This is a genomic window from Streptomyces sp. NBC_01485 (genome assembly GCF_036227125.1).
Taxonomy (GTDB): domain Bacteria; phylum Actinomycetota; class Actinomycetes; order Streptomycetales; family Streptomycetaceae; genus Streptomyces.
Genome location: NZ_CP109435.1, coordinates 5,465,434 through 5,490,898 on the forward strand (window position 1 = coordinate 5,465,434; position 25,465 = coordinate 5,490,898).

At 71.5% G+C, this 25,465-nt stretch carries 23 protein-coding genes; 12 read left to right on the forward strand and 11 right to left on the reverse strand.

The annotated features are described in order from the left end of the window. Window positions 1-30 precede the first annotated feature (30 nt). Together OG352_RS24785 and OG352_RS24790 are read right to left on the reverse strand one after the other, a co-directional pair. Window positions 31-1,692 carry a threonine/serine ThrE exporter family protein gene (locus OG352_RS24785; protein ID WP_329219878.1) on the reverse strand — a complete coding sequence of 554 codons (1,662 nt, stop codon included), beginning with the start codon at window positions 1,690-1,692 and terminating at the stop codon, window positions 31-33. A gap of 116 nt (window positions 1,693-1,808) precedes the next feature. After that, the gene (locus OG352_RS24790; RefSeq protein ID WP_093780141.1) at window positions 1,809-2,300 is read right to left on the reverse strand and encodes an inorganic diphosphatase; all 492 of its coding nucleotides are present in this window, start codon (window positions 2,298-2,300) and stop codon (window positions 1,809-1,811) included. A gap of 124 nt (window positions 2,301-2,424) precedes the next feature. Here OG352_RS24790 and dacB point away from each other — a divergent pair, with 124 nt between their 5' ends. The 6 genes from dacB (at window position 2,425) to folE (ending at window position 10,150) form a co-directional block, all read left to right on the forward strand. Continuing rightward, complete coding sequence (dacB, locus tag OG352_RS24795; RefSeq protein WP_443072505.1) at window positions 2,425-4,053, forward strand: D-alanyl-D-alanine carboxypeptidase/D-alanyl-D-alanine endopeptidase; 1,629 nt, start codon at window positions 2,425-2,427, stop codon at window positions 4,051-4,053. A gap of 130 nt (window positions 4,054-4,183) precedes the next feature. After that, window positions 4,184-5,317, forward strand: a complete 1,134-nt coding sequence (locus OG352_RS24800; RefSeq protein WP_329219881.1) for a zinc-dependent metalloprotease — start codon at window positions 4,184-4,186, stop codon at window positions 5,315-5,317. Between the two features lie 193 nt (window positions 5,318-5,510). Then, window positions 5,511-6,542, forward strand: a complete 1,032-nt coding sequence (tilS, locus tag OG352_RS24805; protein WP_329219882.1) for a tRNA lysidine(34) synthetase TilS — start codon at window positions 5,511-5,513, stop codon at window positions 6,540-6,542. A 73-nt stretch (window positions 6,543-6,615) separates the two neighbouring features. Then, window positions 6,616-7,176 carry a hypoxanthine phosphoribosyltransferase gene (gene hpt / locus OG352_RS24810; protein ID WP_093780137.1) on the forward strand — a complete coding sequence of 187 codons (561 nt, stop codon included), beginning with the start codon at window positions 6,616-6,618 and terminating at the stop codon, window positions 7,174-7,176. Between the two features lie 184 nt (window positions 7,177-7,360). Then, complete coding sequence (gene ftsH, locus OG352_RS24815) at window positions 7,361-9,400, forward strand: ATP-dependent zinc metalloprotease FtsH (RefSeq protein WP_329219884.1); 2,040 nt, start codon at window positions 7,361-7,363, stop codon at window positions 9,398-9,400. A 144-nt stretch (window positions 9,401-9,544) separates the two neighbouring features. Next, on the forward strand, window positions 9,545-10,150 hold the full coding sequence (folE, locus tag OG352_RS24820) for a GTP cyclohydrolase I FolE (protein ID WP_329219885.1): 606 nt from the start codon (window positions 9,545-9,547) through the stop codon (window positions 10,148-10,150). Window positions 10,151-10,177: 27 nt separating this feature from the next. Here the strand turns inward: folE and OG352_RS24825 are convergent, their stop codons facing one another. The 6 genes from OG352_RS24825 to OG352_RS24850 all read right to left on the reverse strand — a co-directional run bounded on the left by OG352_RS24825 (window position 10,178) and on the right by OG352_RS24850 (window position 15,354). Beyond that, window positions 10,178-10,663: a DUF3180 domain-containing protein gene (locus OG352_RS24825; RefSeq protein ID WP_329219887.1), complete on the reverse strand. Its 486-nt coding sequence runs from the start codon at window positions 10,661-10,663 to the stop codon at window positions 10,178-10,180. 86 nt (window positions 10,664-10,749) lie between these two features. Beyond that, a complete protein-coding gene (gene folK, locus OG352_RS24830) occupies window positions 10,750-11,361 on the reverse strand; it encodes a 2-amino-4-hydroxy-6-hydroxymethyldihydropteridine diphosphokinase (protein ID WP_329219889.1) in 612 nt (203 codons plus the stop codon). Beyond that, on the reverse strand, window positions 11,358-11,717 hold the full coding sequence (gene folB / locus OG352_RS24835; RefSeq protein WP_329219891.1) for a dihydroneopterin aldolase: 360 nt from the start codon (window positions 11,715-11,717) through the stop codon (window positions 11,358-11,360). The genes folK and folB overlap by 4 nt, the downstream gene beginning before the upstream one ends. A 283-nt stretch (window positions 11,718-12,000) precedes the next feature. Beyond that, entirely contained in the window at window positions 12,001-12,522 is a 522-nt protein-coding gene (locus OG352_RS24840; protein ID WP_329219893.1) for a nuclear transport factor 2 family protein, read from the reverse strand. Next, complete coding sequence (gene folP / locus OG352_RS24845; RefSeq protein ID WP_329219894.1) at window positions 12,519-13,463, reverse strand: dihydropteroate synthase; 945 nt, start codon at window positions 13,461-13,463, stop codon at window positions 12,519-12,521. Before folP ends, OG352_RS24840 begins: the two co-directional genes overlap by 4 nt. A gap of 79 nt (window positions 13,464-13,542) precedes the next feature. Next, window positions 13,543-15,354, reverse strand: coding sequence for a phosphatidylglycerol lysyltransferase domain-containing protein (locus OG352_RS24850; RefSeq protein WP_329219895.1), 1,812 nt, complete (start codon window positions 15,352-15,354; stop codon window positions 13,543-13,545). Window positions 15,355-15,589: 235 nt separating this feature from the next. Between OG352_RS24850 and OG352_RS24855 the strand changes: the two genes are divergently transcribed. Then, window positions 15,590-16,717: an alpha/beta hydrolase gene (locus tag OG352_RS24855; RefSeq protein ID WP_329219897.1), complete on the forward strand. Its 1,128-nt coding sequence runs from the start codon at window positions 15,590-15,592 to the stop codon at window positions 16,715-16,717. Between the two features lie 164 nt (window positions 16,718-16,881). Further along, complete coding sequence (locus tag OG352_RS24860; protein WP_329219899.1) at window positions 16,882-18,369, forward strand: hypothetical protein; 1,488 nt, start codon at window positions 16,882-16,884, stop codon at window positions 18,367-18,369. A gap of 35 nt (window positions 18,370-18,404) precedes the next feature. Here OG352_RS24860 and OG352_RS24865 read toward each other — a convergent pair whose 3' ends face one another. Both OG352_RS24865 and OG352_RS24870 read right to left on the reverse strand, forming a co-directional pair. Beyond that, window positions 18,405-19,823: a PH domain-containing protein gene (locus OG352_RS24865; protein ID WP_443072328.1), complete on the reverse strand. Its 1,419-nt coding sequence runs from the start codon at window positions 19,821-19,823 to the stop codon at window positions 18,405-18,407. Then, window positions 19,820-20,332 carry a PH domain-containing protein gene (locus OG352_RS24870; protein WP_329219901.1) on the reverse strand — a complete coding sequence of 171 codons (513 nt, stop codon included), beginning with the start codon at window positions 20,330-20,332 and terminating at the stop codon, window positions 19,820-19,822. Before OG352_RS24870 ends, OG352_RS24865 begins: the two co-directional genes overlap by 4 nt. Before the next feature lie 32 nt (window positions 20,333-20,364). On the opposite strand from OG352_RS24870, the gene OG352_RS24875 reads away from it, so the two are divergent. Beyond that, complete coding sequence (locus OG352_RS24875; RefSeq protein ID WP_329219902.1) at window positions 20,365-21,516, forward strand: NADH-quinone oxidoreductase subunit D; 1,152 nt, start codon at window positions 20,365-20,367, stop codon at window positions 21,514-21,516. Window positions 21,517-21,578: 62 nt separating this feature from the next. Here the strand turns inward: OG352_RS24875 and OG352_RS24880 are convergent, their stop codons facing one another. Next, window positions 21,579-22,643: an SAM-dependent methyltransferase gene (locus OG352_RS24880; protein ID WP_329219903.1), complete on the reverse strand. Its 1,065-nt coding sequence runs from the start codon at window positions 22,641-22,643 to the stop codon at window positions 21,579-21,581. 138 nt (window positions 22,644-22,781) lie between these two features. Between OG352_RS24880 and OG352_RS24885 the strand changes: the two genes are divergently transcribed. The 3 genes from OG352_RS24885 to OG352_RS24895 all read left to right on the forward strand — a co-directional run bounded on the left by OG352_RS24885 (window position 22,782) and on the right by OG352_RS24895 (window position 25,445). Beyond that, window positions 22,782-23,987 (forward strand): sensor histidine kinase, encoded by a 1,206-nt coding sequence (locus OG352_RS24885; protein ID WP_329219905.1) that lies wholly within the window; start codon window positions 22,782-22,784, stop codon window positions 23,985-23,987. A gap of 84 nt (window positions 23,988-24,071) precedes the next feature. Further along, window positions 24,072-24,740, forward strand: coding sequence for a response regulator transcription factor (locus tag OG352_RS24890; protein ID WP_329223950.1), 669 nt, complete (start codon window positions 24,072-24,074; stop codon window positions 24,738-24,740). 72 nt (window positions 24,741-24,812) lie between these two features. Then, complete coding sequence (locus tag OG352_RS24895) at window positions 24,813-25,445, forward strand: AAA family ATPase (RefSeq protein WP_329219906.1); 633 nt, start codon at window positions 24,813-24,815, stop codon at window positions 25,443-25,445. Window positions 25,446-25,465 lie beyond the last annotated feature (20 nt).

The window sequence follows — 25,465 nt, forward strand, 5'->3', positions numbered from 1 at the left end:
AGGCACCCCCAAGGGGGCGCGGGGCTGCGTTCAGAATCCCCGCGTCCGCTTGGCGGCCCGCCGCTTCTCGGCGGAGCCGATCCGCAGGAACAGCCGCGACACCTCGGACCCCAGGTTCACGCCGATGGCGATGGCCATGGCCAGCGCCGCGGCCTTGATGAGCGACACCAGCCCCGCGTCCACCTCGTTCTGCGCGATCGCCAGCAGCCCGAAATAGGTCGGCGAACCTGGCAACAGGGGCCCGATCGCGGCGGTCGTGTACGGCAGGGCGGACGCGAACCGGTACCGCGAGAGCAACTGCCCGAACAGTCCCACCACCCCCGCCGCGACGGCCGTGGAGGCCACCGGCGAGATCCCCCCGGTGTAGTGCATCGCCCCGTACACCGACCAGGCGACACCGCCGTTCAACGTCACGGCCAGCACGGTGGAACGTTCCTGCTGGAGCAGCACCGCGAACGTCAGCGACACCAGCATCGACGCCCCGATCTGCCACAGCGGCCGCTGCGTGACGCCCAGGGCGGCGTCGGGGTTGAGATGCGCCCCGAGCTGCACACCGACGTAGAGCATCACCAGGACCCCGGCGACGATGCCCACGAAGAAGTACATGACCTCCAACAGGCGCGCGGCCGCGGTGATGTAGAAGCCGGTCAGACCGTCCTGGACGCCCGCCACCAGCGCCCGTCCGGGCAGCAGCGCGAACAGCCCACCGGTGATGACCGCGGACGCCTTCACGTCGACGTCCGCCAGCGTCAGCGCGATGCCGATCCCGGCCGGCGGCATCGCGGCGACCAGGAACTGGTAGAACTCCGGCAGCCCGCGTCCCGCGCAGAGCCACGCCAGCCGGTCGCCGAGCATCGCGCCGAGCGCCGCCGCCACGAACACGACCAGGTCACCGCCGACCAGCACCGAGGCCGCGCCCGCGAGCAGCCCGCTCGCCGAGGTCAGCACCCAGGTCGGGTACGGGTGCCGGTTGCGGCGCATCTCCGCGAGCCGCCGGTAGGCCTCCTCCAGCGAGAGGTGGGTCTCCGGGTCGCTCAGGTCGTCCACGAGCCGGAAAACGGCCGCCAGGCGCGTGTAGTCGGTGCCCCGGCGGCGTACCGTCCGGGACGCCGTCACCGGGTCCTCCACCAGGGACGGCTGGTGCGAGATCGACAGCAGCGTGAAGGTGACGTTCGGCTCGCAGCGGTCGAGCCCGTAGGAGCGGCAGACCGCGAACATCGCGGCCTCCACGTCCTCGGCGCCCTCTCCGCCCGCGAGCAGCAACTCGCCGATGCGCAGGGTCAGGTCGAGCACGCGCGGGACGGCCGGACCGCCCTCCTCCGCCTTCGGGCGCGGCTCCGGCGCGGGCCGCTCGGCCACCGGCATCCGCAGCATCGTGCGCATCCGGTCCTGCCAGGGCAGATCCTTGGTCAGACTCACCATCGGCACGCCGCCGGCCGGCGTGAAGGCGGCCGGGGCCTGACGGGCGCTGTAGGTGCTCGGCAGGCTGAACGCCGACCCCTCGCCCTCCCCGGCGGCCTGCTGCCCCACGTCCAGGCCGTCCGGGACGGCGAACTCCGACGTGGTCTCCGGCTCACCGCCGGCCTTCGGTACGGCCAGCCCCGCCGGGAGCGCGAACTCCGACGTGATCTCGGGGTCGAAGGCATTCCTCGCCTCGTCCGACTGCGGCTTGCGGTCCTCCGCCTCCGACACTCAGCAACGCTCCCTGAACGACACGCCTTCCGTAGGCCCTCAGTATGCGCACAGACACGCGAAAGGGCCGCACGCGTACGCGTGCGGCCCTTTAGCACCTCTACACGGCCGGAGCCTCAGTGGCCGCCCTCGTCCTTGAACCGCTTGTAGGACCGCTCGATCTCGGCCTCGGCGTCGGTACGGCCCACCCAGTCGGCGCCCTCGACGGACTTGCCGGGCTCCAGGTCCTTGTAGACCTCGAAGAAGTGCTGGATCTCCAGGCGGTCGAACTCCGACACGTGGTGGATGTCCCGCAGGTGCTCCACGCGCGGGTCGGTCGCCGGGACGCACAGCAGCTTGTCGTCGCCGCCGGCCTCGTCCGTCATCCGGAACATGCCGATCGCGCGGCACTTGATGAGACAGCCCGGGAACGTCGGCTCGTCCAGGATGACGAGTGCGTCCAGCGGGTCGCCGTCCTCGCCGAGAGTGTTCTCGACGAATCCGTAGTCGGTCGGGTAGGCGGTCGAGGTGAAGAGTCGACGGTCCAGGCGGATCCGACCGGTCTCGTGGTCCACCTCGTACTTGTTCCGCGAACCCTTCGGGATCTCGATCGTGACGTCGAACTCCACCGGTGGCTCCTCCATGATCAACACATAGTTCTGGTGGTTAAGTGTCCCTCACGCAGCTGGGTGATCGCGAAAGGGGCTGGTGTTCGTGCCAGAGCTGAGGCCTTGGCGGGCCGCGAGACCGCACGTGGTGCGGGCCGCGAACGCCGTAAGACCGCGTCTGGCACAGGCCGCAGGGATCGTACGGCCTCGTCTCGCGCGCGTGAGCGCCGCCGCCAAGCCGCAGGTCGCACGGCTCACACAGGCGGCCAAGCCGCATCTCGCACGCGTCACGAAGCCGATGGCCGGGCAGAGCGCCAGGTCCTGGCAGTACACCGCGGGTGCGGCGACCGCCGGGCTGGCACTGGCCGCCGGTGTGGTGACCGCCGTCGGCCCCTGGGACTCCACCGGTCAGCGTACGGCGGAGCGGGACCGGGCCGCCGCCCTGGAACGGACGGGTGGCGCAGATCACGGCCGCGCGGACGATTCGTCCGATACGTCTACGTCCGACACGGCCGCCGGAGCGCCGCGGCCCGCCCCGAGTGCCCCGTCCGTCCTCGCGGGCCTCGGGGGCGCCGTCAACGCCGTGAAGTCCGCCCCGGCCGTCCTCCCGACCGGCACGGGCCTCACGGGCGTCCTGAAGCCCCTCCTGGGCGATCCTGCCCTCGGCGCGCGGCGCACCGCCGCGGTCGTCGACGTGGCCACCGGCAAACGGCTGTACGGCACCGGGGCCGACGAGGCGCTGACCCCGGCGTCCACCACGAAGATCGCCACCGCGGTCGCCGCGCTCTCCGCGATGGGCGCCGAACACCGCCTCACCACGCGCGCGGCGCTCGAGCCCGACACCAAGGAGCTCGTCCTCGTCGGCGGCGGCGACCCCACCCTCACGGCCCGCGCGGACGCCGACGGCTGGGCGAGCCTGCGCACCCTCGCCGGCTCCACCGCCGCCGCCCTGAAGAAGCGCGGCCTCACCCAGGTGACGCTCTCCTACGACACGACTCTGTTCGCCGGGGCCGAAGTTCACCCCATCGGGGTCAACCCCAACCTCGCCCCCGTCACGGCCCTGTCCGCCGACGAGGGCCGCACCGACGGCTCCAGCAGCGGCCCGACGACCCGGGTGAGCGACCCGGCGGCCGACGCGACCCGCAGGTTCGGGCAGTTCCTGAAGGCCGCCGGCATCAAGACCACGGCCCCCGGCCCCTCCAAGGCCACCACGCGCGCGCAGCGCCTCGCCACGGTCTCCTCGCCCCCGTTGTCCGCCCTGGTCGAACGGATGCTCACCAACAGCGACAACGACATCGCCGAGGCCCTCGCCCGCCAGACCGCCGTCGCGACAGGCGCCCGCGCCGACTTCGACGGCGCCGGCAAGGCCGTCCAGGCCCAGTTGAAGAAGCTCGGACTGCCCACGGCCGGCGTCCGGTTCAGGGACGGCAGCGGCCTCAACCGCGAGGACCGGCTCACGGCGAACCTGCTGACCGCCCTCCTGGTCAAGGCCGGCGACCCCGCCCGCCCCGACCTGCGCCCCGTCCTCACCGGCCTCCCGGTCGCCGGCTTCACCGGCACCCTCACCAGCCGCTACGCCGACGGCGCGGCCGGCGTCGTCCGCGCCAAGACCGGCACGCTCACCGGAGTGAACGCCCTCGCCGGCACGGTCGTCGACCAGGACGGCCGCCTCCTCGCGTTCGCCCTCCTGGCCGCCGACACGACCGACCCGGCGGCCGCCCAGGCGGCGCTGGACCGGGCGGCCACGGCGCTCGCGGGCTGCGGCTGTCGCTGACGGCCGCCGCCCACCACCCCGAGCCAATCCCCGAGGCACCCCCGAGCCGCTGCCGGCCCCGACCCTGACATCTCCCTGACCGGCCTCCGGCGGCCTGCCCCCGACGGCGGTGCTCACGTACGGTTGACGCATGACGAGCATCGGTGGTGCCGCTTCTTCGGGGATGGTCGACTGGAATCTCGCGGTGGCGACCGCGACCCGGCTCGTACGGCCGGGCCCCGAGGTGAGCCGTGAAGAGGCCCGTGCCGTCGTCGCCGAACTGCGCCGACACGCCAAGGCCTCGGAGGAACACGTCCGGGGCTTCACCCGTATGGGCACCGGGGACGTCCACGACACCCCGGTCCTCGTCGTCGACCGCCCGGGCTGGGTGCGGGCCAACGTCGCGGGCTTCCGGGAGATCCTCAAACCCCTCCTCGACAAGATGCAGGAGCGGCGCGGCAACACCCCCGGCGGCGCGGTCCTCGGCGCCGTCGGCGGCAAGGTCACCGGCGTCGAACTCGGCATGCTGCTGTCGTTCCTGTCCTCCCGCGTCCTCGGCCAGTACGAGACGTTCGCCCCCGCGACCCGCGAACTTCCCGCAGGGGCCAACGGCGGCGGCCGACTGCTGCTCGTCGCGCCGAACATCGTCCACGTGGAACGCGAACTCGACGTGCACCCCCACGACTTCCGCCTGTGGGTGTGCCTCCACGAGGAGACGCACCGCACCCAGTTCTCCGCCGTGCCCTGGCTGCGCGACCACCTGGAGGGCGAGATCCAGTCGTTCCTGGGCGAGACCGACGTCGACCCCATGACCTTCCTGGAGCGCGTCCGGGAAGCCGCCCAGTCCCTCGCCGGCGGCCGCCCCGAGGGCGAGGAGGACGACGGCGGGCGCTCCCTGGTGGAACTCGTGCAGACGCCCACGCAGCGCGAGATCCTCGCCCGCCTCACCGCGGTGATGTCCCTCCTGGAGGGCCACGCCGACTTCGTCATGGACGGAGTCGGTCCGGAAGTCGTGTCGTCCGTCGCCGAGATCCGCGAGAAGTTCCAGCAGCGCCGCGCCAAGGGCGCCTCCCGACTGGACATCGCGCTGCGCAAACTGCTCGGCCTGGACGCCAAACTCAAGCAGTACCGCGACGGCGAACGCTTTGTACGCTCCGTCGTCGGCGAGGTCGGCATGGACGGCTTCAACCGCGTATGGACCTCCCCGAACACACTTCCGACCAAGGCCGAGATCGCCAAACCGGCGGACTGGGTCGCGCGGGTGCACCGCAAGGCCGAGTCGTGAACCCCCTGCAAAGGTGGTGAACCTGAACCGGCCGTCGGCAGTCGAACGCCCCTTCAATCACCCGTCCGAGGGACCGTGAGCCCCGGGTTGGCGTGCAATGCTCGGGGAACAGCCTGGTTCTGTCACCATCTACACACTCTGAGTGACCGAACCTCGGCCTCACCCTCGAAAACTTCATGAAGGGAACCGGACAGTGGGTCCCCATCCTGCGGTCGCGGCGATACGCCTGGCGGTCCGCCGCGTACTTCACGACATCCTCAACGACCACCACACCCCCGAAGCGGGCTCGCCCGAGCGCCCGCCGTCGCCGCTCGTGCTCGTGGCGTGCTCCGGCGGCGCCGACTCCATGGCGCTCGCCTCCGCCCTCGCCTTCGAATCCTCCCGGCTCGGCGTGCGCGCCGGCGGCGTCACCGTCGACCACGGCCTGCAGCCCGGCTCGGGCCTGCGCGCCGAGGAAGTCGTCCTGCGACTGCGCGGCCTCGGCCTCGACCCGGTCGAGTCCACCGCCGTGACCGTCGGCCGCGAAGGCGGACCCGAAGCCGCCGCCCGCGACGCGCGCTACCGCGCCCTCGACGCCGCGGCCGAACGCCACGGCGCCGCCGCGGTCCTGCTCGGCCACACCCGCGACGACCAGGCCGAAACCGTCCTGCTCGGCCTCGCCCGCGGCTCCGGCATCCGCTCCCTGTCCGGCATGGCGGCCGTCTCCGGGGGGCCGGGAGCCGCCCGCCGCTACCGCCGCCCCTTCCTCCAACTCGACCGGCAGACCGCCCGCAAGGCCTGCCTGGTCCAGTCCCTGCCCGTGTGGGACGACCCCCACAACGCCGACCCGGCCTACACCCGCTCCCGGCTGCGCCACGAGGGCCTGCCCGCCCTGGAGAAGGCCCTCGGCAAGGGCGTCGTCGAAGCCCTCGCCCGCACGGCCCAGCTCTCCCGCGACGACGCCGACGCCCTCGACGCCTGGGCCGGCCAGGCCGAGTCCGCCGTACGGGACGCGGCCGGTCTCCTGGAGTGCGCCAAGCTCTACGCCCTGCCGCCCGCAGTACGCCGCCGGATCCTGCGCCGAGCCGCCATCGAGGCGGGCGCCCCGGCCGGTTCCCTCTTCGCCCGGCACATCGAGGAGGTCGACCGGCTGATCACCGGCTGGCGCGGCCAGGGAGTCATCAATCTCCCCGGCAAAGTCGTCGCCCAGCGCCAGGGTGGCAGACTGGTGATTCGGCAAGGCTGAATCCGGGCTCTCCGGCCGGGACCGCTCACGTGGTCGTGGGCGGTCCCGGTGGCCGGTGGGACAACCGAAAGTGATGCGGGTGGACGCGAAAGACATGGGCACCGACCTCAAAGAGGTGCTCATCACCAAGGAAGAGATCGACGCGAAGCTGGTTGAGCTGGCCGCGAAGATCGACGCGGAGTACGCGGGCAAGGATCTGCTCATCGTCGGCGTCCTCAAGGGCGCTGTGATGGTCATGGCCGACCTCGCCCGAGCGCTGTCCACCCCCGTCACCATGGACTGGATGGCCGTGTCGTCCTACGGCGCGGGCACCCAGTCCTCCGGTGTGGTGCGGATCCTCAAGGACCTCGACACCGACATCAAGGGCAAGCACGTCCTGATCGTCGAGGACATCATCGACTCCGGCCTGACCCTGTCCTGGCTGCTGTCCAACCTCGGCTCGCGCGAGCCGGCGTCCCTCAAGGTGTGCACGCTGCTGCGCAAGCCCGAGGCGGCCAAGGTCGCGATCGACGTCGAGTGGGTCGGCTTCGACATCCCCAACGAGTTCGTCGTCGGCTACGGCCTCGACTACGCCGAGAAGTACCGGAATCTCCCGTTCGTGGGTACGCTCGCGCCCCACGTATACGGCGGCTGAACCCGAAGGGCCCAGCCTCGTACGAAGATCGGGAACCCCGGCGGGCCTCCCGCCGTTGGAGCATGCAGACGGGTGCGCCAGCTGTACCGTGCGGCTTTGCGCGACAAAGCTGGGGTACCGTCAGAAGAACTGTCTTATCAAACTCACTATGGCAGGAGGGACGGGGCGACACCGCTCCGTATGGATGGACGTGAAGCGATACTTCCGTGGGCCGGTCATGTGGATCGTGCTGGCCGTCCTTGCCGTGGTCGTGTTGATGCAGGTCGTCGGCTCGTCCGGCGGCTACAAGACGGTGGACACAGGCCAGGTCATTGCAGCGATCAACGACAACAAGGTCGAGTCGGCCAAACTCACCACCGGTGACGAGCAGACCATCAAGGCCACGCTCAAGAACGGCACCAAGATCGATGGCAGCTCGAAGATCCAGGCGAGCTACATCGGTGACCAGGGCGTGACCATTGCCAACACGCTGCAGACCAAGTACCAGGACAAGCAGATCCCGGACGGCTACACGGTCTCTCCGACGAAGCAGAACGCCTTCGTCGGGATCCTGTTGTCCCTGCTCCCCTTCGTCCTCATCGTGGTCGTCTTCCTGTTCCTGATGAACCAGATGCAGGGCGGCGGCTCCCGAGTCATGAACTTCGGGAAGTCCAAGGCCAAGCTCATCACCAAGGACACCCCGAAGACGACGTTCGCCGACGTCGCCGGGTCGGACGAAGCCGTCGAGGAACTCCACGAGATCAAGGAGTTCCTCCAGGAACCGGCGAAGTTCCAGGCCGTCGGCGCCAAGATCCCCAAGGGCGTGCTCCTGTACGGGCCTCCCGGCACCGGCAAGACCCTGCTCGCGCGGGCCGTCGCCGGCGAGGCGGGCGTCCCCTTCTACTCGATCTCGGGTTCCGACTTCGTCGAGATGTTCGTCGGTGTCGGTGCCTCCCGAGTCCGTGACCTCTTCGAGCAGGCCAAGGCGAACGCCCCGGCGATCGTCTTCGTCGACGAGATCGACGCGGTCGGCCGCCATCGCGGCGCCGGCCTCGGCGGCGGTCACGACGAGCGTGAGCAGACGCTGAACCAGCTGCTCGTCGAGATGGACGGCTTCGACGTGAAGGGTGGCGTGATCCTCATCGCCGCCACGAACCGGCCCGACATCCTCGACCCGGCTCTCCTGCGCCCCGGCCGCTTCGACCGCCAGATCGCGGTCGACCGCCCGGACATGCAGGGCCGTCTGGAGATCCTCAAGGTCCACCAGAAGGGCAAGCCGGTCGCGCCCGACGTCGACCTCTCGGCCGTCGCCCGCCGCACCCCCGGCTTCACGGGTGCCGATCTCGCCAACGTGCTGAACGAGGCCGCGCTGCTGACGGCCCGTTCGGACAAGAAGCTGATCGACAACCACAGCCTGGACGAGGCGATCGACCGTGTGGTCGCGGGCCCGCAGAAGCGGACCCGGATCATGTCGGACAAGGAAAAGAAGATCACCGCGTACCACGAGGGCGGACACGCCCTGGTCGCGGCGGCCTCCCCGAACTCCGACCCGGTCCACAAGATCACCATCCTGTCCCGCGGCCGTGCGCTCGGTTACACGATGGTGCTCCCGGACGAGGACAAGTACTCCACCACCCGCAACGAGATGCTCGACCAGCTGGCCTACATGCTGGGCGGCCGAGCGGCGGAGGAACTGGTCTTCCACGACCCGACCACGGGCGCCGCGAACGACATCGAGAAGGCCACGGCGACCGCGCGGGCGATGGTCACCCAGTACGGCATGACCGAGCGGCTGGGCGCGATCAAGTTCGGCGGCGACAACACCGAGCCGTTCCTCGGCCGTGAGATGGCTCACCAGCGCGACTACTCGGAAGAGGTCGCCGCGCTGGTGGACGAGGAAGTCAAGAAGCTCATCGAGAACGCGCACAACGAGGCCTGGGAGATCCTGGTCGAGAACCGCGACGTCCTCGACAACCTGGTGCTTCAGCTGCTCGAGAAGGAGACGCTGAACAAGGAGCAGATCGCCGAGGTCTTCTCCGCCATCGTCAAGCGCCCCGCCCGGCCCGCCTGGACCGGTTCCTCGCGGCGCACGCCGTCCACCCGTCCGCCGGTGCTCTCCCCCAGGGAGCTCGCACTGACGAACGGCGCCAACGGTGCGACGCCGGCGATCTCCACCGCCAAGTCCACCGCGGTGGAGTCCACCCCGGTGGCCGAGCCCACCCCGGAGGACCGCCCCGAGAGCTGAACCGGCTCCCGGGAGCCCCACCAGGCCCGGAATGGATGCCGCGCCCCCCAGGATCTAGCCTGGGGGGCGCGGCATTTCGGTATGACCGGTTTTCGATGCCCGCAGCCGAGGCGCGTGACCCCCGCACAGGAACGAGGCACCAGAATGACCGACCCCGTGACGCTGGACGGTGAGGGCTCCATCGGCGAGTTCGACGAGAAGCGTGCCGAGAACGCCGTGCGCGAGCTCCTGATCGCGGTCGGCGAGGACCCGGACCGCGAGGGGCTGAAGGAGACACCGGCGAGGGTGGCGCGGGCGTACCGGGAGATATTCGCGGGGCTGTGGCAGCAGCCGGAGGACGTGCTGACGACGACGTTCGACCTGGGGCACGACGAGATGGTGCTCGTGAAGGACATCGAGGTGTTCAGCACCTGTGAGCACCATCTCGTGCCGTTCAGGGGCGTCGCCCACGTCGGCTACATCCCGTCCGTCAGCGGGAAGATCACCGGTCTGTCCAAGCTGGCCCGGCTGGTGGACGTCTACGCGCGGCGTCCGCAGGTGCAGGAACGTCTCACCACGCAGATCGCCGACTCCCTGATGGGGATCCTGGAGCCGCGCGGTGTGATCGTGGTCATCGAGTGCGAGCACATGTGCATGTCCATGCGGGGCATCCGCAAGCCCGGCGCCAAGACCATCACGTCGGCGGTCCGGGGGCAGTTGCGGGACGCGGCGACGCGCAACGAGGCGATGAGCCTGATCATGGCGCGCTGACGCCCGCCCGCGCTCGTGCGCACGGCGTCACGCCGCCGACGCCGCTCCCTTGTCGTGGTCGTCGTCCTCGGGGAGTTTGCAGACGCGCTCCAGGAAGATGGCCGCCGCTATGACAGCGATGCCGGCCAGGACCGAGAAGCCGGCGTAGATGGCCTGGTCGCGGCGGGCGGGGATGTCGAGGGACTCCAGGAGGAAGACGCCCGCGCCTCCGTACATGCCGGAGACCAGGGCGGCCACCAGGGCGCTGGCCTGGCCGAAGACGACCGCGCGGGCCGCCATCAGGGGATCGACGCCCTTGGCCTCGGGGCGCCGCTCGCGCTGGGCCTTGAGCCGCCCGCGCAGCGACAGCGCGGTGGCCAGCAGGACCACGGCGATCAGGCCCAGGACGATGGGGGCGGCCAGCGGGACGCTGGGAAGGGTCCCGATCGAGTTCCAGAGGCGGGCGCCCGCCCAGGACAGGATCGCGGCGACGACGAACACGCCGGCCAGCACCCTGATGCGCAGCTCTCTCACGGTGTCCCTTCAGCTCCCCCGAGCCCGCGGGCGTGGACGGCTCGCGGGCAGTTGGTCTTCCTGACCTTCCTTCATGACCTTAACGACTACTCGGGCAGGTGGAGTTCCAGGTCCTGGCGGGTCGCGATGCCCTCGCGCGTGACGGTGCCGAGGAGGTCGGCGACCGCGCCGCGGCCGGGGAGTTGGGCCTCGGGCTCCACGTCGTGCCAGGGGGCGAGGACGAAGGCGCGTTCATGGGCGCGGGGGTGGGGGAGGGTGAGCTGCGGGTCGTCGTCGACGACATCGGCGTACGCGACGATGTCGACGTCGAGCGTGCGCGCGCCCCAGCGCTCGTCCCGTACCCGGTGGAAGGCCTCCTCGACGGCGTGCGCCCGCTCCAGGAGCGAGGACGGCGGGAGAGTCGTCTTCAGCAGGACCACCGCGTTGAAGTACGACGGCTGGCTGCCGGGCTCGACGCCCCACGGCTCGGTCTCGTACACCGGCGAGACGGCCTTGATGCGGACGCCCGGGGTGTCCTCCAGGGCGTCGATGGCGCCCTGGAGGGTCTCCAGGCGGTTGCCGAGGTTGGCGCCGAGGGAGATCACGGCCCGTTGGGGGTTGTGCAGGGTGGTGTCGGCGGCGTCGACCTTCTCGACGACGGAGGCCGGTACCGGCTGGACGGTCGGGTCGCTCTGCCCGTCGGTGAAGAACGCGGTCATACTCGGCTCCGGGTGATGGTGACGGTCACGTCGTCGAAGGGGACCGTGATCGGTGCGTCCGGTTTGTGCACGCAGACCTCGACCTCCTGGACCCCTTCGTGCTTCAGGCAGGCCTGGGCGATGCGCTCGGCGAGCGTCTCGACGAGGTCGACGGGGTCGCCCTGGACGACGGCCACGACCTCCTCCGCCACGACGCCGTAGTGCACGGTTTTCGCCAGGTCGTCGTCGGCGGCGGCCGGTCGGGTGTCCAGGCCCAGGACGACGTCCACGATGAAGGTCTGGCCCTCCTCGCGTTCCTTGGGGAACACGCCGTGGTACCCGCGGGCCTTCAGGCCGCGCAGCGCGACACGATCCACGCGAATCACTCCTGCAATCGTCGGTTTCGGGCCGGTGCGTATCGGATGCGGACGGTACCCCGGCCTCGAACGAATCTACCTGCGAGCACTGACAGAGCCTGGCTCCGGCCGCGGTGGCCCGGGTCGGAGCCAGGAATTTTCACCGGGTGTTTCCCTCAGGAACCCCGGCGGCTCACGGGCTGGTAGCCGCGCCTACCCACGGTTCGTGATTCCAACCACTTCGCGGTCTCTGTGGGCTTTCTTCCCGTGGGCCTTCTTCGGGTCGCTTCGGGTCGCCTCCCGCTCAGGCGGGGGTGTCCTCGTCGTCGGGGTCCTCGGACTCCTCGGGCTCGTCGTTTTCGGCCAGCACCGGGGAGGCGTGGTGCGACCACAGTTTCCAGCCGTCGGGCGTGCGGCGGAACACGTTCGTGGCGACCACCAGCTGGCCGACGAGCGGCCCGAGCTCCTCGCCGGCCTCCGGCGCGGGGCCGCCGCTGAGGATGTTCTCGGTGCAGGTCACGAGCGCGGTGTCGCCGGTGACGGAGACGTGCACGTCGGTGAGGAAGAACTGGATGTAGTCGGTGTTCGCCATGATCAGCGCGTACGACCTGAGGACCTCGCCGCGCCCGGTGAGCACGGGCCAGCCCGGGTGCACGCAGGAGATCACGCCAACGTCCGCGGGGTCGTGGTACGTCTCGTCCACGCCCAGGTCGGCCGGGGTGAGCCAGAGCGAGGACACGCCGTCGAAGTCGCCTTGTTCCAGTGCCTCGTAGAAGGCGGTGTTGGCGGCCTCGACCTGCTCGACGTCGGTGTGGGGGGCGGTCACCGGGCTCCTTCTGCGCCGTGCGGGGCGTGCGGGGCGTGTGTGTTGTGCGGGCCGGGACGGATGTCCGGCGTGTCTCTTTCCTCGCGTGCCTCTTCCACGGCGCGTGCGACCCGCACGGCGTCCGCCGTCGCGCGCACCTCGTGCACGCGGACCGCCCAGGCGCCGGCCTGTGCCGCGAGGGCGGAGACGGCGGCCGTGGCGGCGTCCCGCTCGCGCGCGGGTGGCGGCGCGCCTCCTGGGCCGGCCAGGACGCGGCCGAGGAACCGCTTGCGGGAGGCGGCGACGAGCACCGGGTGGCCGAGGGCGTGCAGGCGGTCGAGGTGGGCCAGGAGGGAGAGGTCGTGGTCGGCCTCCTTGGAGAAGCCGAGGCCCGGGTCGACGACGATGCGGTCCGGGGAGACACCGCCCGCCAGAACGGCGTCCACGCGCGCGTGGAGTTCGTCCACGACGTCGGCGACGACGTCGGCGTAGACGCCCTTGACGTTGCCGCCATCGAGGAAGCCGCGCCAGTGCATGACGACGAAGGGGGCGCCCGCGTCGGCCACGGCCGGGATCATCGCCGGGTCGGCGAGGCCGCCGCTGACGTCGTTGACGAGGGCGGCGCCGGCCGCGAGGGCCCGGGCGGCGACGGAGGCGCGCATCGTGTCGACGGAGACGACGACGCCTTCGGAGGCGAGGCCGCGGACGACGGGGACGACCCGGCGCAGCTCCTCGGCCTCGTCCACGCGGGTGGCGCCGGGGCGGGTGGACTCGCCACCGACATCGATCAGGTCCGCGCCTTCGGCGACGAGGTGGAGGCCGTGTTTGACGGCGGCCGTCGTGTCGAACCAGCGGCCGCCGTCGGAGAAGGAGTCGGGGGTGACGTTGACGACTCCCATGACCGCGCAGCGGTCCCATTCCGGAAGGCCGTCGACGCGCCCGCGTCCGCTCTGCTTGCTCATACGTTCAGCGTAGGCCCAGGAAGGAGCCGGGCCGTGGTGCGGCCCGGGCCCGAGTCCCCCTGGAACTCCATCGCTGAGGCTACGCCGCCCGTACGTCTCTCTCCGCCACCGCGTGCGTACACGCGCGTGCCGCGCTGGAGCGGCGGCGCAGGAAGCGGGGCAGGGGGAGCGCGAGGTTGACGAAGCCCTCGGCCTGCATGGCGGCGAAGCCGATGCGGGGGAGGTCGCCGGAGGCCCGGTAGACGACGAAGCGGGGCTCCCAGCGCGGCTGGAACTTGGCGTTGAACTTGTACAGCGATTCGATCTGGAACCAGCGCGAGAGGAACACCAGCAGTCCGCGCCAGGCGCGCAGCACCGGGCCGGCGCCGATCTTCTCGCCGCGGGCCAGCGCCGAGCGGAACATGGCGAAGTTCAGCGACACGCGCGCGATGCCGAACTTCGGGGCGGCCTGGAGGGCGGCGACGATCAGCAGTTCGTTCATGCCCGGGTCGGCCGAGCGGTCGCGGCGCATCAGGTCCAGGGAGGCGCCGTCCGGGCCCCAGGGCACGAAGTGCAGGATCGCCTTCAGGTCGCCGTACTCGCCGGGGACCTCGTCCGCCTTGTGGGCGGTGGCGATGAGGCAGTCGCCGTCGGCGGCGTCGCCGACGCGGCCCAGGGCCATCGAGAAGCCGCGCTCGGTGTCGGTGCCGCGCCAGTCCTCCGCGGCCTGCCGGATGCGTGCCAGTTCGGCTTCGCCGAGGTCAGCCACGCGCCGTACCCGGGTCTCGTAACCGGCGCGTTCGATGCGCTTGACCATCTGGCGCACGTTGCGCATCGCGCGGCCGGCCAGGGAGAAATCCGCCACGTCCACCACCGCCTCGTCGCCCAGTTCGAGGGCGTCCAGGCCGGTCTCCCGGGTCCAGACCTCGCCGCCCGTCTCCGAGCAGCCCACGACGGCGGGCGTCCAGGAGTGCGCTTTGGCCTCGTCCATGAAGCGTTCGATGGCGCCGGGCCAGGCCTCGACGTCGCCGATGGGGTCGCCGCTGGCGAGCATCACGCCGGAGATGACGCGGTAGGTCACCGCCGCCTTGCCGCTGGGGGAGAAGACGACGGCCTTGTCGCGGCGCAGCGCGAAGTGGCCCAGGGAGTCGCGGCGGCCGTGCTTGTCCAGCAGGGCGCGCAGGCGGGTCTCGTCCTCCTCGGTGAGGCGGGCGGCCGGGTGCTCGGGCCGGAACGCGAGATAGATCGTCGTCACCGCGGTGATCCAGCCCAGGGCGCCGAGGGAGAAGGCGACGGTCCAGGAGGTGTTGCCCTGGTAGTAGACCGGGCCCTCGAAGCCGAAGAGGCCGTACAGGACGTGCGTAAGGCGATCGGCCAGGCTCGGGTCGCCGATCATGCGGTCGGGGTGGACGCTGACGATGACCAGCCCCAGGCCGAGGGAGCCCGCGCCCATGAGGACGAAGTTGGCGAGTGCGCGCCAGCGGCTGCGCGGGTCGGGCAGCGCCGCGAACTGGTCGCGGTGCACCAGCAGCGGCACCAGGAGCGCGATCGAGATGAGCGCGCCCACGATCGAGTGCCGGTACACGAACTGTGCGACCGCGCCCGCGGGGAGCAGGACGACCGCCGCGCGCCACGCGCGCCGCTTGCTGCGCTTGAGGCCGTGGGCGAGCAGCAGCAGCAGGATGCCGGAGCTGAGGGACAGCGCCGCCGCGAACGGCCCGAAGGAGCCGGGCAGCACCTCGGCGACGGTGTGCATACGGCTGTGCCTGAACCGCGGGAAGACACCCGCGGCCACGTCCAGCAGACCCACGAGGGCACACGCTCTGCCGACGAGGGCGGGTACGGACTCAGGGCGCGGACCTCGCACTATCTGTCGCACCCGACTTGATCGGTGCGGAACCCCGCCCGACATTTCCCCATCTTCCGTGACAGACATCGCATCCCGTAGTTCCGCGAGAGACCTTGAACCCGGCGCCTATTCGGGCATCCGGCGACATTGCGCCCTCTAGGACGGTGTCTTGGGCTGAGAGGTTCACTCATTTCCTCAAAGCCAATGAAAAAGCCAAGGAAAGTTCGGGACAAGCCCTCGCGAAGGAGTCGGGGGAGCGGGCGCGATCCCGGACGGAGAGCAGGCAGGAAACCACCGCATGGGTCTCACGAGCAACAAAGTGCTGCTGCTGTCAGTGCTGTTCGCCTTACTGCTGTTCGTCGGCACGGTGTGGCTGTGGCCGCGCCTGGCCCGGCGCGGCTGGCGCGCCGTCAGCGGGCGAGTCGGGCTGCTGCTCGCCACCCAGTTGGCGCTGTTCGCGTCGGTGGGCCTCGCCGCCAACCAGGCCTTCGGCTTCTACGCCAGTTGGGCGGACCTGTTCGGCAAGGAGACCGACCAGGGTGTGGTCGTCGACCACGCGGCGGGCGGCGGCCCGGCGGGGCCGCTGCAGGTGGTCGACAAACGGCGCGTGGACGGCGGCGGCAGCGGGCGCCCGCAGTTCGGCGGGCAGGTCCAGAAGGTCGCCATCAACGGACGTACGACGCACATCGCCACGCCCGCGTACGTGTACCTGCCGCCTGAGTACTTCGACCCGGCGTACCGCACGCGTACGTTCCCCGCCGCCGTAGTCCTCACGGGGTATCCCGGTACGTCAGAGGCGCTCGTGGACAAGTTGCACTATCCGGGCACCGCACGGCAGCTCGCCAAGGACGGTCGCATGCAGCCGATGATCCTGGTGATGATGCGGCCGACGGTGGCGCCGCCGCGGGACACGGAGTGCGTGGACATCCCCGGCGGGCCGCAGACCGAGTCGTTCTTCGCGAAGGACCTGCCGGACGCGGTGACGGCCCACTACAGGGTCGGCAAGAAGCCCGGCAGTTGGGGGATCATCGGCGACTCCACGGGCGGCTACTGCGCCCTGAAGCTGGCGATGCACCATCCGGAGGTCTACGCGGCCGGTGCGGGACTGTCGGCGTACTACAAGGCGCCGATCGACCCGACCACCGGTGACCTCTTCCACGGGAACAAGACCCTGCGCAACGAGGCGGATTTGCTCTGGTATCTGAAGAATCGTTCCGCTCCGAACACCTCGCTGCTCGTCACCAGCAGCAAGGTTGGAGAATCCAACTACAAGGCCACGATGAAGTTCATAGCGCTGGCGAAGGGCGCGGGCCGGACGAGGATCTCGTCGATCATCCTGGATAGCGGCGGGCACAACTTCAATACCTGGCGGCGGGAGATCCCGCCGACGCTGGAGTGGATCAGCGGGCGGCTGAGTGGCCGGTGACGTCGCCCTTCGGTGCCGTCCGGCGGTCCAGGCCGGAAATGATCTTGCTTCCCGTCGAATTCAAGGGCAGCTCTGTTTGGTGATGCCCTGTGAAGACTTCGGTATGGCTGTGTTTTTGCGGGGCGGGGCGCCAACATTCGCCTACGCGCGGTAAGTTTCTGGCCATGCCACGTGGACGTCACCGCCATTCCCCGCCTTTGCACAGGCTGCTGCCTCCCTCGGCGATCGCCGGCGTGTCCCTTGTCTGCGCCCTCGGCCCCTGGGTGTTCACGGAGCCGATGGTGCTCCGAGGTCTGGCCGCCGCGGCCGCGGCGACGGCGATCGTCGGCGCGGTCGTGATGCGTCACTGGGACATCCAGGCCGGCAAGCGGGTCGCCGACCTCACGCGCGCGCGTGCCGGTGACGAATGGCACCACGAGGAACGCGTCGCCGAGTTGGAGAGCGACCTCGAAGAATCGCGGGAGCTGCGCGCCAAACTGGAGCAGCGGCTGCGGTCCAAGCGCACCGAACTGGCCGGCCTGCGCAACGAGCACGCCGCGCTGCTGCGCCGCTACGCCACCGCGGAGACCGAGCGGGCCAGCGCCCTGGAGGGCCGCCGTCTGCTCGAGATAGAGGCGGTACCTTCGCCCGCACTGCCCGCCGCGCGCGCGGCGGGCGACGCCGAGTCGACGAAGTCGACCAGGTCGACCGGTGCGGTCGCCAAGCGGGCGATCGAGGCCGGCGCGAGCTCGGACGCCGTCGAGGCGGCGGCCGAAGCCGAGGAGACGGTGGAGCCGGTGGACTCGGCCGAGGCGGAGCCGAAGGTTCCGGCGGCCTTCTCCCCCGAGGGGTCACGCCTCTTCCTGCGGGCGCAGGCGGCCCTGGCCCGGTTCGACACCGACGGCGTCAAGGCCTCAGGGAGCGACGGCTCCGCCGAGAAGCAGCCCGCGCAGGCGACTTCCGTGGAGGCCGGTGCCGCGGCCGGCGGCGAGACGGAGGCCGCGCAGGAGGACGAAGCGCAGGGGAAGCCCGAGGCGGCCGGCGAGCACACGCGCGCGGCCGCCCTGAACCTGGCTGAGAACCTGGCTGACGAGAACGAGGCGATCGCGGTCGTGGCCACGATCGTGGAGCAGGACGCTCCGGAAGGGGCCCCTGCCCAGGCGAACGACGCGGATGACGCGGATGACGCGAGCGGCCTGGACGACGCGAACGGCGTGGTCGGCGCGGAGGCCCTGCGGCCCGAGCCGCTCCTGGACCCCGTCCCGGCCGCCGCCACCGCCACTCCCGGTCCTGCCCCCGCCGCCGAGGTCGGCGCCGCGCTCGTCCGCCGGCCCGCCGCTCCCGTGCAGCGTCCCTCCGGCCACTTCGCCGTGCCGACCGCCGTGGCCGTCGTACCGGCCGCCGAGCCCGTATGGCGTCCGACGGCCGAGGGCGGGTTCGACTTCTTCGGTACGCAGAGCGAGTCGGCGCTCGACGCGCTGGAGGCGGTGCAGAACGAGGACCTCGCCGACGTCGTCGGTCAGGAGGCCCTCGCGCTGCACAAGGCCGAGTCCGAGGCGAAGTTCAAGCGGGTGGACGAGGCGTCGCGCGGAGTGGGCCAGGTCATCGACCTGACCGCCCACGACGAGACCGCGCAGATCGACCTCCAGAGCCTGCGCAGCGCCGTCTCCTGAGACCGCTGACACCGCCCCGCCCCACGGCGGCAGGCCTACTGAGCCATCCACCGGTCGGGCCGGGCGTCCCGGCGCCCGGTCCGTGACCGCTCGGCCTGGCCGAGGAGCAGCTCCGCGGCCTCCTGCGCGTCCCGCAGCCGGGCTGTGACGGTCTTGTCGGCCCCCGTGTCCACATGGACCTCCGCGAGGTCCCAGAGGCGCTGCCAGGGCCCTTGCCGCAGCCGCACGCTCTGCACCTTCGCGTGCGGCACGAGCGTCAGGTTGCGGCGCAGCAGTCCGTGCCGGGCGGCGAACACGGTGTCCGTGACGGCGATCCCGTAGCCCCGCCACCACACCGGCACGCACCGTCCGGCCCGGCGTGGCGGGCGCGACAGCGAGGCCTCGGCCGGGACGCTCACCCCGGGCAGCACGCGCGCGATGACGGCCTCCGCGGCCTCGCGCGGGGCGACCGGCACGAGCACGGAGTTGGCCGACCCGGCCACGTCCAGCTCGACGCGCACCCAGCCGAGCCGCCGCCACAGCAGCGGCCGGACGATTCTTACGGTCTGCACGCGTCCGGGCGGGACCGTCTCGTGCGTACGGTCCAGCAGCCCGTGGTCGATCCGCAGTCCGTCCGGCGACTCGCCGACCGTCCAGTCGTACTCGCCGACGAACCGTCCCACGCTGCTCGCGCCCGCCGCGCCGAGCAGCGGCACGCCGGTCGCCAGGACCGTCCACACGCTGTGGGTGGCCAGCCACAGCACCGGCGGCACGACGAGCGCGGCGGCGAGCGCGCCCCAGGTCGCGCCGGTCAGGGCCACCGCGATCGCCAGCTTGCGCGCCGGCACACGCAGCAGCTCGCGCGCGGGCGCCTCACCCACTTCGTGCGCCGTCTCCGGGGCGAAGCCCGCCGCCCGCGCGAGCAGCTCCGCGCGCAGTACGCGGGCCTCTTCCTCGCCCAGGAAGGCGAGTTCGTCCTTCTTGTCGGCGCCGACCACGTCGAGCCGGAGTTTCGCGACGCCCGCGATCCGCGCGAGCAGCGGCTGACTGACGTCGATCGCCTGGATGCGTTCCAGCCGGATGTGCGCGGTGCGCTTGAACAGCAGGCCGGTCCGGATGCGCAGTTCGCTGTCCGTCACCGCGAAGTGGGTGAACCACCAGGTCAGAAAGCCGTAGAGGGAGGCCGCGGGGACGAGCACGGCGAGCGCGATCAGCAGCGTCGTGGTGGTCAGCCGGGTCAACTGCGCCTGCGCCTGGTTCGGGTCGTGCACCGCCCACCCGGCGAGGACCGCGACCGGCGCCCACGCCCGCCGGAACGGCGTGACGGGGTGCAGCCGGCGCTCGGTGAGCTCGATGGCCCCGGCGGCCCCTGTGGCTTGGGTGACGGGCCGTTGTGGGCGGGTGTCGGGTACGCCGTGCGCGTTCGCCGCGCCTGGCACGTCCGGTACGCCGTCCTCTACGCCCGGCGTCGTCACAGCCCCGCCGATCGGGCCTCGCCGAGCTCGGTGAGCCGGTCGCGCAGCCGTTCCGCCTCGGCCGGGTCCAGGCCCGGGATGGTCGCGTCGGTCGCGGCGGCCGCGGTGTGCAGTTGGACGCTGGCCAGCCCGAAGTGCCGCTCGACGGGACCGGAGGTGACCTCCACGAGCTGCATGCGTCCGTACGGCACGACGGTCTCCTCGCGCCACAGCACGCCCCGGCTGATCAGCAGGTCGTCGGCCCGCTCGGCGTACCGCCAGGAGCGCCAGTTGCGGCCGAGCAGCACCCAGCCCCAGCCGATGCCGGCCAGTGGCAGCAAGGCGAACGCCGCCCACGCGGGGCCGACGAGCAGGCCGAGCAGCAGCCCGGTGCCGACGGCCGCCAGCCCCAGCCACACCACCAGCAACAGCCGCCGCATCCGCAGCAGTCCCGGCGGCAGCCCGGTCCACACGGGTCCGGCCGGTCCGGTGTCCGTCGTCTCCACGCCCCCAGGGCTCCCCGTTTTCATACGGTCAGCGTACGTAGGGGAGACTGGTGCGCATGACTCCTATGACGGAGACCACGGTCGGGATCGGCGGTGCCGCGGAGAGCACCGACATGGTGCTCAACATCGGCCCCCAGCATCCCTCCACGCACGGTGTGCTGCGGCTGCGGCTCGTGCTGGACGGCGAGCGCATCCGGCACGCGGAGCCCGTGATCGGCTACATGCACCGCGGCGCGGAGAAGCTGTTCGAGGCGCGCGACTACCGCCAGATCATCATGCTGGCCAACCGGCACGACTGGCTGTCGGCGTTCTCGAACGAGCTGGGCGTGGTCCTCGCGGTGGAGCGGATGCTCGGCATGGAGGTGCCCCCGCGCGCGGTGTGGACGCGCACGCTGCTCGCCGAGCTGAACCGGGTGCTGAACCACCTGATGTTCCTGGGGTCGTATCCGCTGGAGCTGGGCGGCATCACGCCGGTCTTCTACGCCTTCCGTGAGCGCGAAGTGCTCCAGAACGTCATGGAGGAGGTCTCCGGCGGGCGCATGCACTACATGTTCAACCGCGTGGGCGGCCTCAAGGAGGACCTGCCGGCAGGCTGGGCCTCACGCGCGCGTGGCGCCGTCGCCGCCGTGCGGTCCCGTATGGACGTCTTCGACGACCTCGTGCTCGGCAACGAGATCTTCCGGGGGCGCACGCGGGACGTGGGTGTCCTCGCGCCGGAGCACGTGCACGCGTACGGCGTGAGCGGGCCCGTCGCGCGCGCCTCGGGCGTCGACTTCGACCTGCGCCGCGACGAGCCCTACCTCGCCTACGGGGAACTGCAGGACACCCTCAAGGTGGTGCAGCGGACCGAGGGCGACTGCCTCGCGCGCTTCGAGTGCCTCCTGGAGCAGACGCACAACGCGCTCGACCTCGCGGACGCCTGCCTGGACCGGCTCGCCGACCTGCCGCCCGGCCCGATCAACCAGCGGCTCCCGAAGGTCCTCAAGGCGCCCGAGGGGCACACGTACGCGTGGACCGAGAACCCCCTCGGCATCAACGGCTACTACCTCGTCAGCAAGGGCGAGAAGACCCCGTACCGGCTGAAGCTGCGCTCGGCGTCGTACAACAACATCCAGGTGCTCACCGAACTGCTGCCGGGCACGCTGGTCGCGGACATGGTGGCGATCCTGGGGTCGATGTTCTTCGTGGTGGGAGACATCGACAAGTGACCGTCAAACGACCGTCAAGTGGCTGACACGTGATCGACAAGTAGGGGCTGTTCGGGCCTGCCCTAAAGGAGTGGGTCCGGAATTCCAACCGACTGGAGCAGCCACCCGAAGTCGCCCAGGCCGCCCGGTGCGGTGAGCTCGGCGGCCTCGCCGGCGCTCGCGAGGGCGCGCACGTACGCGGCGGGGTCCGTGGAGGCGAGCGCGAGCGGGGGGCGTGCGCCGGCGATGCCCAGGGCGCGCAGCGCGGCGCGTTGGGTGAGCAAGCGGACGCAGGCGCCCCTGTCCCCCTCCCTCCCCCTCTTCCCCGCCTCCGCGCACGCGTCCAGTGCGACATGGGCCGTGATGTCGCAGGAACCGTCCGGCACGGGTGCCGTCTCGCGGCCCTCCCGGAAGCCGGTGAGCGTCCCGAACGGGGGGCGTGCGTCCGTGGTGTGCGCGTAGTCCACGGCCACCGCGAGTCCGCGTACGACGCATGCGACGGCGGACGCCCACGCCGTGTCCCGGGGCAGCCCGATCTCAGCCCGCAGCCCCTCCTCGCCCGCCGGCGGCCACCATCGGGCGAGCCACTCCGCGTCCGCGCCGGACACCGGCTGCCCGAGGCGCTCGACCCCGTCCTCCCGGACGAGCACCAGCCGCGCCACCCCGGCGGAGTCGACCTCGGCGACCTCCACGGGCACGTTGTCCAGCCACTCGTTGGCGAACAGCAGCCCGGTGACCTGTCCCGGGGGCTCGGACAGCCACTCGATCCGGTGAGCGAGTCCCTCGGGGCGGCCGGCGACTTCGACGGCGTACGCGCGCGTGCGTGCGGCCACGTCGGCGGGGAGCGCGGCCAGCACCGCGGTGACCAGTTCGCCCCGGCCGGCCGCCATGTCGACGAAGTCGAGCGACGCGGGACGGCCCAGCGCCTCGTCGACCCGGCACAGCAGCCTGGCCACCGCCCCGGCGAAGAGCGGCGAGGCGTGCACGGACGTACGGAAGTGCCCCGCCGGGCCCTCGGGCCGCCGGTAGAACCCGCCCGTGCCGCCCGTGCCGCTTGTTCCGGCCGTTCCGCCCGTGCCGTACAGGGCGGCCTGCGTCGCCGCCCGCCAACCGCGCCACTCGCCCGGGCCCGTCACCTCGTCCACCACCCGGTCACCTCGTTCACCACCGGGCCAGACTAGGCGTACAGGTGATCACGGCATCCACCTTGCGGAGTACGCGCGCCCGGACCGGATCGGCCCTCCGGTTGACCCCGGCACGCATCCGGCTTCCCTACGCTGGGTTACGTGCAGCGTCTCTATGACTTCCTCCGCAGAAACCCGACCGGGGTGGACGGCTTCTGGGCCCTCGTCCTGTTCGGGATCTCTGTCGTGGCCGGAACCTCCGGCCAGGTGCAGCGCGGGGGCACCGACTCCATGGCGCTGTACGTGCCCGTCGTGTTCCTGTTGTGCCTGGTGATCGCGCTGCGCCGGCGCATGCCGGAGAAGATGCTGCTGCTGGGCGCCGCGCTGGGGCTGGCGCAGCTCGTGCTGGACGTCGCGACGACGGCCGCCGACTTCGCCCTGCTGGTGATCGTGTACACGGTCGCCGCCACCGGCGCCCGCTGGGCCTCCCGGCTGGCGCTCGGCATGGGCCTGTGCGCTGCGACCGTCGCCCAACTGCGCTGGCCGCACGAGGACTCGAACGTGCCGGCCGCCGTCGCGACCGTCGTCTTCCTGACGGTGCCGTTCGTCCTCGCGTGGGTGCTCGGCGACTCCGTGCGCACCCGTAGGGCGTACTTCGCCCAGTTGGAGGAGCGCGCGGCCCGTCTGGAGAAGGAGCGCGAGGCGCAGGCGAAGGTCGCGGTCGCCGCCGAGCGCGCCCGCATCGCGCGCGAGCTGCACGACGTCGTCGCGCACAACGTGTCGGTGATGGTGGTGCAGGCCGATGGCGCCGCCTATGTGCTCGACGCCGCGCCCGACCAGGCGAAGAAGGCCCTGGAGACGATCTCCTCCACCGGCCGCCAGGCCCTCGCCGAGATGCGCCGCCTGCTGGGCGTGCTGCGCACCGGCGAGCATCAGGAGGGCGGTGAGTACGTGCCGCAGCCGGACGTCGAGCAGATCGAGGACCTCGTCGAGCAGTGCCGAGGTTCGGGCCTGCCGGTGGACTTCAAGGTCGAGGGCACGGCCCGGCCGCTGCCCAGCGGCGTCGAGCTGACGGCGTACCGCATCGTCCAGGAGGCGCTGACGAACACGCGCAAGCACGGCGGACCGAACGCGGGCGCGAGCGTGCGCCTGGTCTACTTCGACGACGGCCTCGGCCTGCTCGTCGAGGACGACGGCAAGGGCGCCCCGCACGAGCTGTACGAGGAGGGCGGCGCCGACGGCGCGGGCCACGGCCTGATCGGTATGCGCGAGCGGGTCGGCATGGTGGGCGGCACCCTGGACGCGGGCCCGCGGCCCGGCGGAGGATTCCGCATCAGCGCCCTGCTCCCGCTCAAACCCGCGCATTGACGCCCACGCACGCCCCCTGTTGACACCTGTCACGCCCCCCCCCGCACAGCCAGGACCCACGGAAAACCCATGGAAGAGGACCTCATGACGATCCGCGTGATGCTCGTCGACGACCAGGTGCTGCTGCGCACCGGGTTCCGGATGGTGCTCGACGCCCAGCCGGACATGGAGGTCGTGGCCGAGGCGGGCGACGGTGTCGAGGCTCTTCAGGTGGTGCGGTCCACGGCGGTCGACGTGGTGCTGATGGACGTCCGCATGCCGAAGCTGGACGGCGTCGAGGCCACCCGGCGCATCTGCGCGGAGCCCGAGCCGCCGAAGGTGCTGATCCTGACCACCTTCGACCTGGACGAGTACGCCTTCTCCGGGCTGAAGGCGGGCGCCTCCGGCTTCATGCTGAAGGACGTGCCGCCGGGCGAGCTGCTCACCGCCATCCGCTCCGTGCACAGCGGCGACGCGGTGGTGGCACCGTCCACCACCCGCCGTCTCCTCGACCGGTTCGCGCCGATGCTGCCCGCCACCGGCAAGGAGCCCCGGCACAAGGAGCTGGAGCGGCTCACGGGGCGGGAGCGCGAGGTGATGGTGCTGGTCGCCCAAGGGCTGTCCAACGGGGAGATCGCGGCCCGGCTGGTGCTGTCCGAGGCGACCGTCAAGACCCACGTGGGCCGCATCCTCACCAAGCTGGGGCTGCGCGACCGGGTCCAGGTCGTAGTCCTTGCGTATGAGACGGGGCTCGTCCGCGCGGGCGGTCACTGACCCGGGGCCGAGCCGGGGCCGAGCCGGGGTGAACGCCCCGCGCGCGGGGCGTGCGGCCACTAGGGTCTGCGCATGCTCCTGTGGATCAACGGCCCCTTCGGGGGCGGCAAGACACAGACCGCACACGAGATACGGCGTCGGCTGCCCGGCAGCGTCGTCTGCGACCCCGAGCACGCCGGTTTCGGCCTGCGCCGCATGCTGCCGCCCGACCTGCGCGGGGACTTCCAGGATCTGGCGTCCTGGCGGCAGGGCGTCGTCGAGGTGCTCGACCCGGCCCTCCGCGGTCACGACGGCGTGGTCATCGCCCCTATGACCGTCACCGATGCCGGGTACTTCGAGGAGACCGTCGGCAGGCTGCGCGAACTCGGCCACGACGTGCGCCACTTCACGCTCCTCGCCGAACGCGAGACGGTCATGAAGCGGCTGCGTGAGCGCGGCCTGGGTCACCTCCTCGGGTTCGTCGCCGGGAAGCACGCGGGGCCGCGCCGGGAGAGCTGGGCCGTCCAGCGGCTCGACCACTGCCTGGAGCGGCTGCGCGAGCCGGAGTTCGCCGAGCACCTGTGGACGGACCACTCGACCGTGCCGAAGACGGCCGACCGCGTGGCCGTCCTGGCCGGGCTGACGCTCACGCCCCACACCGAGGGCGCGCTGCGGACGCGACTGCGGCAGGTCGCGGTGGGCGTGCGGCACATCCGGTTCGACTGATCCGCCCCGCCCCGCCCCGC

What these genes read in the sequence shown, in the direction of transcription:
- OG352_RS24875 (WP_329219902.1), top strand. Translation starts at nt 20,365, where the DNA reads ATGACTCCTATGACGGAGACCACGGTCGGGATCGGCGGTGCCGCGGAG.
- ftsH (WP_329219884.1), top strand. Translation starts at nt 7,361, where the DNA reads ATGGACGTGAAGCGATACTTCCGTGGGCCGGTCATGTGGATCGTGCTG.
- hpt (WP_093780137.1), top strand. Translation starts at nt 6,616, where the DNA reads ATGCGGGTGGACGCGAAAGACATGGGCACCGACCTCAAAGAGGTGCTC.
- folE (WP_329219885.1), top strand. Translation starts at nt 9,545, where the DNA reads ATGACCGACCCCGTGACGCTGGACGGTGAGGGCTCCATCGGCGAGTTC.
- OG352_RS24850 (WP_329219895.1), bottom strand. Translation starts at nt 15,354, where the DNA reads ATGTCGGGCGGGGTTCCGCACCGATCAAGTCGGGTGCGACAGATAGTG.
- OG352_RS24800 (WP_329219881.1), top strand. Translation starts at nt 4,184, where the DNA reads ATGACGAGCATCGGTGGTGCCGCTTCTTCGGGGATGGTCGACTGGAAT.
- OG352_RS24870 (WP_329219901.1), bottom strand. Translation starts at nt 20,332, where the DNA reads ATGAAAACGGGGAGCCCTGGGGGCGTGGAGACGACGGACACCGGACCG.
- OG352_RS24895 (WP_329219906.1), top strand. Translation starts at nt 24,813, where the DNA reads ATGCTCCTGTGGATCAACGGCCCCTTCGGGGGCGGCAAGACACAGACC.
- folP (WP_329219894.1), bottom strand. Translation starts at nt 13,463, where the DNA reads ATGAGCAAGCAGAGCGGACGCGGGCGCGTCGACGGCCTTCCGGAATGG.
- folK (WP_329219889.1), bottom strand. Translation starts at nt 11,361, where the DNA reads ATGACCGCGTTCTTCACCGACGGGCAGAGCGACCCGACCGTCCAGCCG.
- OG352_RS24890 (WP_329223950.1), top strand. Translation starts at nt 24,072, where the DNA reads ATGACGATCCGCGTGATGCTCGTCGACGACCAGGTGCTGCTGCGCACC.
- OG352_RS24860 (WP_329219899.1), top strand. Translation starts at nt 16,882, where the DNA reads ATGCCACGTGGACGTCACCGCCATTCCCCGCCTTTGCACAGGCTGCTG.
- OG352_RS24855 (WP_329219897.1), top strand. Translation starts at nt 15,590, where the DNA reads ATGGGTCTCACGAGCAACAAAGTGCTGCTGCTGTCAGTGCTGTTCGCC.